General features: G+C 68.4%; 15 protein-coding genes and 1 rRNA gene. 11 read left to right on the top strand and 5 right to left on the bottom strand.

Going from position 1 to position 9489, the window contains the following annotated elements:
- From rrf to EGH21_RS04600, 3 genes are all read left to right on the top strand, one after another.
- A 5S ribosomal RNA gene (gene rrf, locus EGH21_RS04610) occupies nucleotides 1-120 on the top strand; the annotation flags it as partial.
- Between the two features lie 218 nt (nucleotides 121-338).
- On the top strand, nucleotides 339-563 hold the full coding sequence (locus tag EGH21_RS04605) for a DUF1059 domain-containing protein (RefSeq protein WP_220617275.1): 225 nt from the start codon (nucleotides 339-341) through the stop codon (nucleotides 561-563).
- A 162-nt stretch (nucleotides 564-725) separates the two neighbouring features.
- Entirely contained in the window at nucleotides 726-890 is a 165-nt protein-coding gene (locus EGH21_RS04600) for a DUF1059 domain-containing protein (protein ID WP_220617274.1), read from the top strand.
- Between the two features lie 138 nt (nucleotides 891-1028).
- Here EGH21_RS04600 and EGH21_RS04595 read toward each other — a convergent pair whose 3' ends face one another.
- The 3 genes from EGH21_RS04595 to EGH21_RS04585 form a co-directional block, all read right to left on the bottom strand.
- Nucleotides 1029-1166 (bottom strand): hypothetical protein, encoded by a 138-nt coding sequence (locus EGH21_RS04595; protein WP_166968190.1) that lies wholly within the window; start codon nucleotides 1164-1166, stop codon nucleotides 1029-1031.
- Between the two features lie 94 nt (nucleotides 1167-1260).
- Nucleotides 1261-1446, bottom strand: coding sequence for a hypothetical protein (locus EGH21_RS04590; protein WP_220617273.1), 186 nt, complete (start codon nucleotides 1444-1446; stop codon nucleotides 1261-1263).
- A 9-nt stretch (nucleotides 1447-1455) separates the two neighbouring features.
- A complete protein-coding gene (locus EGH21_RS04585) occupies nucleotides 1456-2295 on the bottom strand; it encodes an aldo/keto reductase (RefSeq protein WP_220617272.1) in 840 nt (279 codons plus the stop codon).
- A 108-nt stretch (nucleotides 2296-2403) separates the two neighbouring features.
- Between EGH21_RS04585 and EGH21_RS04580 the strand changes: the two genes are divergently transcribed.
- The 5 genes from EGH21_RS04580 to EGH21_RS04560 all read left to right on the top strand — a co-directional run bounded on the left by EGH21_RS04580 (nucleotide 2404) and on the right by EGH21_RS04560 (nucleotide 6054).
- Nucleotides 2404-3036 carry a hypothetical protein gene (locus EGH21_RS04580; RefSeq protein WP_220617271.1) on the top strand — a complete coding sequence of 211 codons (633 nt, stop codon included), beginning with the start codon at nucleotides 2404-2406 and terminating at the stop codon, nucleotides 3034-3036.
- 1 nt (nucleotide 3037) lies between these two features.
- A complete protein-coding gene (locus EGH21_RS04575) occupies nucleotides 3038-3325 on the top strand; it encodes a DUF8156 family protein (RefSeq protein WP_220617270.1) in 288 nt (95 codons plus the stop codon).
- On the top strand, nucleotides 3325-5133 hold the full coding sequence (locus EGH21_RS04570; protein WP_220617269.1) for a type B DNA-directed DNA polymerase: 1809 nt from the start codon (nucleotides 3325-3327) through the stop codon (nucleotides 5131-5133). Before EGH21_RS04575 ends, EGH21_RS04570 begins: the two co-directional genes overlap by 1 nt.
- Nucleotides 5130-5453: a hypothetical protein gene (locus EGH21_RS04565; protein ID WP_220617268.1), complete on the top strand. Its 324-nt coding sequence runs from the start codon at nucleotides 5130-5132 to the stop codon at nucleotides 5451-5453. Before EGH21_RS04570 ends, EGH21_RS04565 begins: the two co-directional genes overlap by 4 nt.
- Nucleotides 5454-5514: 61 nt before the next feature.
- Complete coding sequence (locus EGH21_RS04560) at nucleotides 5515-6054, top strand: hypothetical protein (RefSeq protein WP_220617267.1); 540 nt, start codon at nucleotides 5515-5517, stop codon at nucleotides 6052-6054.
- 65 nt (nucleotides 6055-6119) lie between these two features.
- Here EGH21_RS04560 and EGH21_RS04555 read toward each other — a convergent pair whose 3' ends face one another.
- On the bottom strand, nucleotides 6120-6407 hold the full coding sequence (locus EGH21_RS04555) for a DUF7577 domain-containing protein (protein ID WP_220617266.1): 288 nt from the start codon (nucleotides 6405-6407) through the stop codon (nucleotides 6120-6122).
- Between the two features lie 178 nt (nucleotides 6408-6585).
- Here EGH21_RS04555 and EGH21_RS04550 point away from each other — a divergent pair, with 178 nt between their 5' ends.
- The 3 genes from EGH21_RS04550 to nucS all read left to right on the top strand — a co-directional run bounded on the left by EGH21_RS04550 (nucleotide 6586) and on the right by nucS (nucleotide 9224).
- Nucleotides 6586-7983, top strand: coding sequence for a PAS domain S-box protein (locus tag EGH21_RS04550; protein ID WP_220617265.1), 1398 nt, complete (start codon nucleotides 6586-6588; stop codon nucleotides 7981-7983).
- 68 nt (nucleotides 7984-8051) lie between these two features.
- Nucleotides 8052-8486: a hypothetical protein gene (locus EGH21_RS04545; RefSeq protein WP_220617264.1), complete on the top strand. Its 435-nt coding sequence runs from the start codon at nucleotides 8052-8054 to the stop codon at nucleotides 8484-8486.
- Nucleotides 8487-8495: 9 nt separating this feature from the next.
- Entirely contained in the window at nucleotides 8496-9224 is a 729-nt protein-coding gene (gene nucS, locus EGH21_RS04540; RefSeq protein ID WP_220617263.1) for an endonuclease NucS, read from the top strand.
- Here nucS and EGH21_RS04535 read toward each other — a convergent pair.
- Nucleotides 9221-9484: a HalOD1 output domain-containing protein gene (locus EGH21_RS04535; protein ID WP_220617262.1), complete on the bottom strand. Its 264-nt coding sequence runs from the start codon at nucleotides 9482-9484 to the stop codon at nucleotides 9221-9223. The genes nucS and EGH21_RS04535 overlap by 4 nt on opposite strands.
- Nucleotides 9485-9489 lie beyond the last annotated feature (5 nt).

Genomic DNA, 9489 nt, shown 5'->3' with positions numbered 1-9489 from the left:
GGCGGCCATAGCGGCGGGGTTGCCTCCCGTACCCATCCCGAACACGGAAGATAAGCCCGCCAGCGTTCCAGGGAGTACTGGAGTGCGCGAGCCTCTGGGAAAGCTGGTTCGCCGCCACCATTCATACCTTATTCATTTCGAGCCTCGCGGAGAGTCGTCTCTCCGCGAGGCTCGTCGTCCTTGGGGAGCGGCCGCGCTGGTGACCGACCGACGACGCTGACCCGTCGGTCTCAGCACCCCGTTAGTTGGGTCCGTTCGTCGTGTCTATAATCGCGAATTACCACGTTTGTGGGCTGAAAAACGTTCATGTGCCCGTCTAGCAAACGAATGGGAAGACGATGAAACGCTGTTCACACCCCGGTTGCTCGTGGCGGGCCATCGCACCCGCGGACGACGCTGTCTGGGGACAGTACGCGCGGCATCTCGTCGCCGAACACTCGACGACGGTGGATGCAGACATCCCGTCAGGGATTGTCCAACTCAAGTTCGAGGCCGACGAGGACTGGATTACCGTCCCGGTCGAAGAGGCGCGGGCGCTGCAAGCAGAGCGTCACAGCGACTAAACCGCGTCACGCTGCTCCTCGGAACGAGTCGCAGTCCGTCGTCCCACTGGCCGTACACAGACGGCAAGCAACTCTTTCTTCGTGGCAGTCTCAGCGTTCGTCAGCTAACGACGTTGTAACGAAATAGGCCGCTGTACTCTCGTCTACGGAGGCACGATACCAATGGCCAAAGAGGTAGTCTGTCGAGATGCGGGGTACGACTGCGACTTCGTGATTCGGTCCGAAAACGAGGACGAGCTCATCGAGTTCGTCCAGACACACGCGAAAGAGACACACGATACGGAGATGTCTTCGGCGGACATCGAGGGTGCTTGGACGACCGTCTAAGTCACCGAGAACCCGGTCGTGCAGGCGATTTTTTCACAGTCCTCCGTTGGCAGCCGGCGGCCTACCGATGGGTCGTCCCGTGGTCCGGACAGCGACCGCTCACTGAATGGCGTGCAGCAGAATCGCTAACGAGCGTCGTTATCGTCGGTCTGATTCGGGGTTGTGCTTGCGGCGGTAGGTACCGACCATCTTCCAGAGGGTGTCGTCGATTGTTTCGCCGTCGGCTTCGTCCTCGAGTTGCCGGTACAGGTTCTCCGAGACTTCGATGCGAGGCATCGGGTGTGTATAGCGGCCGGGAGTAAATAAATTCTCGCTGACACGGATTCGAGTAAAAGCTTCACGTCATGCGGTTTCGCGTGATAGCCGATTGTCACTCGCCGTAGAGCCAGCGCGCGCCGAAGGCGACGAACCACGCCATCCAGATACAGAAGACGAGGAGCCACGCACCGTACTGGACCGTCGCGTCGGGGACGACCACGTACGCGACGACGAGGAGAGCGGCGACGCTCCCGGCGGCCGCGGCGTCCCAGCGACCGGGTGCGGGAGGCGTCACCATCGACCCGTGTTACTGGGAGATGCCGTAGGTGTCGCCCGACCAGTCACGGGCCGGGAAGTCGTACACTGGCTGGTGGTGGTCGATGTCGTCGATACGCCGGTGGTCCTCCTCGGCGAGGGCCCAGTCGAACAGGTCGCAGTTCGCGCGGACGTGGTCGGGCGAGGAGGACTTCGGAAGCGGGACGACGCCGTTCTCGACGGCCCACTTGAGGACGACCTGTGCCGGCGACCGGTCGTAGGAGTCGGCGATGGCCTGTATTGTCGGGTCGTCGAACACTTCCGTCCGGCCGAGGGGGGCCGCGGCTTCGACGACGGTGTTGGTCTCCCGGCAGTACTCGACGACGTCGTCCTGGGTGTTCCACGGGTGGTACTCGATTTGGTTGACGGCGATGGGCACGTCGCTGACGTGGTGGGCAGCACTGAGTTGGTAGGCGCTGAAGTTCGAGACGCCGACGTTCCGTATCTGTCCCCGGTCGTGGAGCGTGGCCATCGCGTCCAGCGTCTCCCGGAGCGAGATGGTCGGGTTGGGCCAGTGAATCAGGTACAGGTCGAGGTAGTCCGTCCCGAGGCGCTCCAGTGACGCCTCACAGGACGCGATGACGGACTCGTAGTCTAGGTGTTTCGGCAGGACTTTCGAGGTGAGAAACACGTCCTCGCGGTCGTAGTCTGTGAGTGCCTCGCCGATGGCGGCCTCGTTGTGATACCCTTCGGCGGTGTCGACGTGGGCGTAGCCGGCGTCCAACCCCGTTCGAACGGAGTCGCCGACGGTGTCGTCGTCTAAGTTCCACGTGCCGACGCCGACCGTCGGGAGCTCGTCGCCACTCGGGAGTGTCGTCGTTGGGATTGTCACAGTCGGTCGGAGACCCGCCGTCGCTAAAACCGTTTGGACCACTTTCAGTTCCACTCCGCACCCGTGGCTCGACTTTAGGCCCGGTCGCCCGCAACGGTGTGGCGTGCCATGCAGACGCCACCACTCGAACCCGGACTCGTCTACGTCGACCAACCGGACGGCCGTGGGGCCGTCGCCCACGTCGTCCGGTCGGCCGAGGCGACAGAGACGCTGTGGGTGGACGCCGGCGGCGCGGCCTCGACGTACGCCCTGACGGCCGACGGCGACCGACACGCGCTCCGCGGTGTCCGCGTCGCTCGCGCGTTCACGGCCCACCAGCACCACGCACTCGTCCGCCGTGCCGTCGACGTCGCCTCGGGTCGCACGGACCTCGTCGTCGTGCCGAACGTCCCGGCACTGTACGAGGGTGCCGACGGTCCCGAGAGCGAGTACGACCGGCTCTACGGTGCGACCTGCGAACTGCTGGAGACGCTCGCGGACGCACTCGACGTTCCGGTCCTCGTCTCGGCACCGACGGCGTCCGACGCCCGCCGTGACCGACTCCACGACCGGGCCGACACCGAACTGACCTGCCGGAACACGCCGTTCGGCTACGCCGTCGACGCCCCGGGACACACGCCGCCGGGCTACTGGCGGGACGGCTGGTGGCAGACCACCGTCCCGTACTGGGTCGACGTCTGTGGGGCCGTCGGCGACCCCGGCCCGACGACGGCGGACCCGGTGGAACTGGTGGTGGACTGAGATGGGGCGGACGAACCCCACCTACCGCGACTTCCTCGCCGACTACGAGGGTCGCTGGCGGGACTACCGCCGGGCGTTGCGACACGAGGCGGGCGCCGACTTCGAGCGCCTGTTCGAGCGCGCCCGTCGACACGCCGACGCCGCGGGGTACGCCAACGACCCGGACCGGGAGACGCTCGTCCTCGTGTCGATGCTCCTCGCCCACGAGACGGAACTCCGGCGGTTGCGCGAGCGCGTGGCCGAACTGGAGCGCGAGGCCGAGGGCGACACCGACGGGGGGCCACGCTGATGGCGTTCGCCGTCGCGGTGACCGACGAGTGCGTCCGCGTCTGGTCACGAGCGGCCGGCGAGCAGGCGAGCGTCCGCGAGGACCGCCGGTACACGCCGTCGCTGTACGCCGCCGCGCCCGAGGACGTACTGACGACGCTCCGGGAGCGACTGGCGGTCGACCCGAAGGTGGCCGACACGGGGTTCGAACGCCGGTTCACGTCGCTCCGAGCGGACGACCGGGACCGGGTCCTGCGCGTGGACTGCGAGCGGCCGGACGAACTCCGGACGCTCGCCCGGGAGGTTCGCTGTGTCCACGAACCCGACCGGTGGGCACCGGGAACCGTCAGGCTGTACGACGTCGACCTCGACCCGACGGCGCGCTACTGTCTCACGACGGGGACGAGTCCGGTTCCCGAGGCGGACCTGCGGTCGCTCTCGCTCTCGCTACCGACGGCGGCGCTGGCCGACGGCGACCCGACCGAACTGTGCTGTGACGGCCAGCGACTGGCCGAGACGCGGCCCGCCGACGAGGGCGCTGTCCTGCGGGCACTCGCCCGTCGACTGGCCGCGCGTGACCCCGACGTGCTGGTGCTGTCGAGCGCCGACCTCGTCCCGTTGCTCCACGACTGGGCCGACGCCCTCGGCGTCGACTGTCACCTCGGCCGCGAGGCGGGATACCGGCGACTCGCCGGGGCGAACACCTACCAGAGCTACGGTCGCGTCGGCCACTCGCCGGCGCGGTACTCGGTGCCCGGCCGGGCCATCGTCGACCGGTCGAACAGTTTCCTCTGGAGCGAGGCGGGCCTCCCGGGCCTGCTGGACCTCGTCGAGCGGTCGTGGCTCCCCTTGCAGGCCCTCTCCCGGTCCTCTATCGGGACGGTGTTCACCGCTATCCAGATACGCGAGGCGCGGTCCCGAGACGTACTCGTCCCGTGGCGGGCCCGCGAACCGGAGGCGTTCAAGCCCGCCCGGACGCTCCACGACGCGGACCGCGGCGGGTTCACGTTCGAACCCGACGTGGGATTCCACGAGGACGTCGTCGAGGTCGACTTCGCCTCGCTGTACCCCCGTATCATGTGCGAGTACAACCTCAGCCCCGAGACGGTCCGCTGTGACTGTCACGACGGCGACGACGTGCCGGGACTGGGGTACAGCGTCTGTGAGGACGCCGGCTTCGTCCCCAGTGTACTGGCGCCTATCCTCGACGACCGGGCCGACCTCAAGGCGACCCTCGCCGAGGCCGACCCCGACGGCGAGGCCCACGAGCGACTGGCCGCACGCTCGGACGCGCTGAAGTGGATTCTGGTCACCTGTTTCGGCTATCAGGGGTACCGAAACAGCAAGTTCGGCCGCATCGAGTGTCACGAGGCCATCAACGCCTACGCACGCGAGATTCTGCTTGACGCCAAACGGCGCCTCGAAGCGGGCGGCTGGCGCGTGCTCCACGGCATCGTCGACAGCCTCTGGATTACGCCCCGCGTCGCCGACCCGACGCCCGTCGCCGACCTCACGGCCGCCATCAGCGAGGCCGTGGGTATCCCGCTGGAACACGAGGACGACTTCGCGTGGGCCGCGTTCGTCCCCCAGCAGACCGGGCGCGGTGGGTCGCTCACCAGTTACGTCGGGAAGGTGGCCGACGGCGAGAGGTTCAAGATTCGGGGGCTTGCGGCCCGGCGACGCTCGACCTGCGACTTCGTCGCGTCGGCCCAGCGTGACCTCCTGCGGTCGCTGGAGACCGTCACCGCGACCCGGCGGCCGTCTGTGACCGCCTCGGTCGCCAGCTGGCCAGACTGGAGCGAGGCGCCGTCGACCCCGCGAACCTCGTGATTCGGACGCGCGTCTCGAAACCGCTCTCGGGGTACGACCGGCGCTCGCGCACCGTCGCCGCGCTGGAGCGCTACCGGGACCACGGTATCGAGCGCCACCCCGGACAGGACGTCCGCTACGTCGTCGTCGACGACGACACGCGGTCGCGCGACCGCGTGCGCCTCGACTTCGAGGCCCCCGACGGGTACGACGCCGACTGCTACCGGACGCGCCTCGTCCGGGCGGCCGCCGAAGTGGTGTCGCCGCTCGGATGGGACCGTGAGCGGGTGCGCCGACACCTCCGGGACACCACCGAGACGACGCTGTCGGCGTTCGACTGACGCTCAAACCGCGGTTGTAGCCACCGCCGCCGCTTAGGGCAGTGCGCGCGAGCGTTCGCGTATGGACCGACGATACGCCCTCGCCGGCCTGTTGACCATCGTCGCCGTCGGCGGCGTGGCCACCGTCGCGGTCGGTTCGGCGACGCCGTTGCAGTTCGGCGGCGAGGACCCCGCCTTCGAGGAGACGTCACTCCACACGTTCGAGCCGATAGACACCCGCTGTGCGAAGGAGCGAACCGCCCCCGACGCCACGGTCAGCAGACCGGTCCCCGCGGGCCGACGCGTCCATCTCAACCAGACCATCGCCGTCGACGCCCACGACACGACGCTCTCGGCCTCGCTGGACCGGTTCGGGCCGGGGCGGTACGTCCTCGACGTCGCCCGCGACCCGGGTGCGGCGAGCGCGAACTGCGACCTCTCGGTGCGGTACAACGTGACACTGAACGTCTCGACGCCGGAGGAGTTCACGCTCGTCGTCACGCACGACGACCGACTCGTCGGGACGTACTTCAGCGACGCGGACGCCTCCGGTGGGTCGGCGAGCGCGAGTGCGGGTGGTAGCGCGGGCGGGTCTTCCGCCGCGAGCGACCGCGAGACCTGAGTGGACGGACTGCAGTCTCGACACTCGTGTCCGCAGAGAGAACCGTCGCTGGTCGGAGACGCCTGTCAGTAGGGTTGACTGTGTTCGACGGACTGGCGCTGTGGCGCGCCGCTGGAGAGGTCGGCGACGCACTCCCGACAGAACTGGTACCCACGCTCGTTGGTGGCCCCGCAGTGGGCACAGTCGATGGTCTCGGTCGCGTCGTCGCTGGGGGCCCGCGGCGTCATCTCGGGGTCGGACTGCGTGGCGCCCGAGGCGGGGTCGCTCTGCCGTCGGTAGGCGTACAGCATCGTCAGTACGTGGAGACCGACGAGCAGGGCGATGGCGCCGTACAGCCATTCGCTCCCCATCATACGTGATTATACGGTGACGTTATACTTGAGGGTTGTGCATAGTTCACATGGCCGCCGGACCGCGTCCGTACGGCGACCGAACACTGTTCAGAACGGGTCTACCGCCGCGAGGCGGGCTCTCCGGACCTGTCACTGAGTCTGTCTAATAGTTTATGGCATCAGGGTTTAGACAAGCAGTATGGGGTTCGCCGAGGAGCTATCTCTCCTCCTCGACCACACGCGGGACAAAATCGTGGTCGTCGACGCCGACGGGGAGTATCAGTTCGTCAACGACGCGGCGGAGCGCATCCTCGGGTACGAACCGGACACACTCGTCGGGACGAACGCCTTCGACTACATCCATCCCGACGACCTCGACACCGTCAGCGCGACCTTCGAGCGCGTCGTCGGTGCCGACAGCGAGCAGAGCGACACCGTCACCTACCGCCACGCCACCAGCGACGACTCGTGGATCTGGCTGGAGAGTCGGTTCTCGAACCACACGGACGCCGCTCTCGGCGGCTACGTCGTCACGTCCCGGGACGTGACGCCCCGCATCGAGGCCCGACGGGAGCGCGAACAGACCGAGGCGCACCTGTTGGAACTGGCCCGCACCGTCAACGACGTGTTGTGGTTGTTCGACGGCGACTGGGAGGAACTGCTGTTCGTCAACGGTGCCTACGAGGAGATATACGGGACGTCCCCCGAGGCGCTCCGCGAGGACCCTCAGACGTTTCTCGACGCCATCCACCCCGAGGACGTCCCGGACGTGAAGGCCGCGATGGCTCGTCTCTCCGCCGGCGAACCGGCCGAAATCGAGTATCGCGTGAACCCGGGGCGGGACTACAGCGTGTGGGTCTGGGTTCGGGGGAACCCGGTCGTCGAGGACGGCGAAGTGGTCCGCATCGCGGGGTTCACGCGCGACGTCACGGACCGCCGCCGCCGTGAGCGCCACCTCGTCGTGATGGAGAACGTCCTGCGGCACAACCTCCGCAACGACATGACGACCCTGCTCGGCAACTTAGACGTCATCGCCGACGAGACCGGCGACGCCGTCGGGCCACGCATCGAGACGATAGAACGGGTCGTGACGGACCTGCTCGACAGCGCCGACAAGCAGCGCGAGATAATCTCGCTGCTCACCGACGCGGGCGTCCCGCAGGCGTTCGACCTCGTAGCCGCCGTCGACGAGGTGCTGCGGGACGTGCGGGCCGCGTCCCCGGAGACGGTCATCGATACGAGCGTCCCCGACCGGGCCGACGTGGTCGCACTCCCGCGGATTCGCCTCGCCGTCGAGGAACTCCTCGAGAACGCCGTCGAACACTCCGAGTCCGGCGACCCACACGTCTCGCTCGCGATTCGGACACACGACGAGTGGGTCGAACTGTGCGTCCGGGACGGGTACCCCCCGATTCCCGACGAAGAGGTGGAAGTGCTGACCGGTGACCGCGAGATGGACGACATCTACCACACGACCGGGCTGGGTCTCTGGCTCGTGTACTGGGTGGTCGACCTCTCCGGGGGGTCCATCGAGTTCTCCGACGAGGAGGGGGCGGGGAACACCGTCACGGTGTTGCTCCCGCGGGCCGACGCGTAGCGCGAGCGTTCAAGTAGGGAGCCGCGACCACCGACCCGTATGTCCGCGCTGGAGGCCAGTGGTCGCTGATGGGCCGTCGGACTCTCGTCCTCGTCGCCCGCGAGGACGGCCGCTTCGACTGCCGGGTCGCACACTGGGGCGTCGACGCCGACCCGGTCGCGCAGTCGCGCCCGCTCGGCCGTGGCTGGTCGGCGGCCGCCGTCCGCGACCGACTCGACGCGACGGTCGAGGCGGTGCTGGTCTGTGACGGGTCGGTCCGCCGGTACTGCGTCTGCTGGCTGGACCCGACGCTCGACGACCCGACGGACGTGGCCCTCGCACGCACCGACGATCCGACGGCGCTGCGGGCGTGGTGGGTCGAGGAGAAGTCGCGTGCCTGTGACGCGGTCGCCCGGGGCGTCGACGCCGGAACGGTTCGGGACGGACTACTGGCCGCGCTCCGCGACCGGGCCGACGCGGTCCACCTGCCCGACGACGCGCCCTTTTTACGGGGCGACCGCTAACCGCCAGCCGTGACCGCCGACAGCGCCGTCGAGACGCTCAGCTACCCCGCCCCCGACGTCGTCCGCGACCTCGTCGAACGGGCGATAGCCCGGGGCGCGATGGTGACGTTGTTCGGCCCCTGTACCGTCGAGTACGAGGGGCGAGCGGCCAGTTCGCTCGGCCCCGGCGACCGCCACGTGACGCTGAAACCCGACGGGGCGGCGCTGGTCCACACCGACGAGGGCCAGCAACCGGTCAACTGGCAACCGCCGGGGTGTGACCACAGCGTCGCCGTCGCCGACGGCGCACTCGTGGTCCGGTCCGAGCGGACGACGCCAGAGGAGGAACTCGAAATCACCTTCGAGACGGTGGCCCACGCCGCCGCCTTCGACGTGAGCGACCCCGAGGAACTGGCCGTCACGGGCACCGAAGCGGACCTGAAAGAGCGGGTGTTGGACGCGCCGGACCTCGTCGAGTCGGGGTTCACGCCGCTGGCGACCGAACGGGAGACGCCCGCCGGCGCCGTCGACGTCTACGGCGAGGACGCCGCGGGCCGGACCGTCGTCGTGGAACTGAAGCGCCGCCGTGTCGGGCCCGACGCGGTCGGCCAACTGGACCGGTACGTCGAGGCGCTCCGCCGTGACCTCCACGCCGACACCGAGGTCCGGGGCATCCTCGTCGCACCGTCGGTGACCGACCGCGCACGGCAGTTGCTGGCCGAGAAGGGACTGGAGTTCGTCTCGCTGGAACCGCCCTAGTAGACGGCGACGTCGTCGGCCGACGAGACGACGACGGTGTGCCCGTAGTACGTGAAGGAGACGTGGCCGACCGTCTCGGTCCCGAACAGCGCCGCTAGCGCGTCGGGGTCGACGGCGGTCGTCAGCGGGGGCAACGCCTCGACGGGGTCGTCTTCGACCGCCGCGACCGCTCGAACGACGGTTTCGGCGACCGAGTCCGTCTGGTCGACCGTCGTCGAGAGGTCCGGCGTGGTCGCCGCGGCGTCCGGTGTCGTGTGCATACCTG

Source organism: Haloarcula rubra (assembly GCF_019599465.1).
In the GTDB taxonomy this organism is placed as follows: domain Archaea; phylum Halobacteriota; class Halobacteria; order Halobacteriales; family Haloarculaceae; genus Haloarcula; species Haloarcula rubra.
Note: the sequence above shows the minus strand (reverse complement) of the source record. Positions and strands in the feature narration are given on the sequence as shown.

Bases quoted from the DNA above. Each gene is read 5' to 3' on its own strand.
- EGH21_RS04590 (WP_220617273.1), bottom strand. From the start codon at position 1,446: ATGGTGACGCCTCCCGCACCCGGTCGCTGGGACGCCGCGGCCGCCGGG.
- EGH21_RS04560 (WP_220617267.1), top strand. From the start codon at position 5,515: ATGGACCGACGATACGCCCTCGCCGGCCTGTTGACCATCGTCGCCGTC.
- EGH21_RS04570 (WP_220617269.1), top strand. From the start codon at position 3,325: ATGGCGTTCGCCGTCGCGGTGACCGACGAGTGCGTCCGCGTCTGGTCA.
- EGH21_RS04580 (WP_220617271.1), top strand. From the start codon at position 2,404: ATGCAGACGCCACCACTCGAACCCGGACTCGTCTACGTCGACCAACCG.
- EGH21_RS04555 (WP_220617266.1), bottom strand. From the start codon at position 6,407: ATGATGGGGAGCGAATGGCTGTACGGCGCCATCGCCCTGCTCGTCGGT.
- EGH21_RS04545 (WP_220617264.1), top strand. From the start codon at position 8,052: ATGGGCCGTCGGACTCTCGTCCTCGTCGCCCGCGAGGACGGCCGCTTC.
- EGH21_RS04600 (WP_220617274.1), top strand. From the start codon at position 726: ATGGCCAAAGAGGTAGTCTGTCGAGATGCGGGGTACGACTGCGACTTC.
- EGH21_RS04575 (WP_220617270.1), top strand. From the start codon at position 3,038: ATGGGGCGGACGAACCCCACCTACCGCGACTTCCTCGCCGACTACGAG.
- EGH21_RS04605 (WP_220617275.1), top strand. From the start codon at position 339: ATGAAACGCTGTTCACACCCCGGTTGCTCGTGGCGGGCCATCGCACCC.
- EGH21_RS04595 (WP_166968190.1), bottom strand. From the start codon at position 1,166: ATGCCTCGCATCGAAGTCTCGGAGAACCTGTACCGGCAACTCGAGGAC.
- EGH21_RS04550 (WP_220617265.1), top strand. From the start codon at position 6,586: ATGGGGTTCGCCGAGGAGCTATCTCTCCTCCTCGACCACACGCGGGAC.
- EGH21_RS04535 (WP_220617262.1), bottom strand. From the start codon at position 9,484: ATGCACACGACACCGGACGCCGCGGCGACCACGCCGGACCTCTCGACG.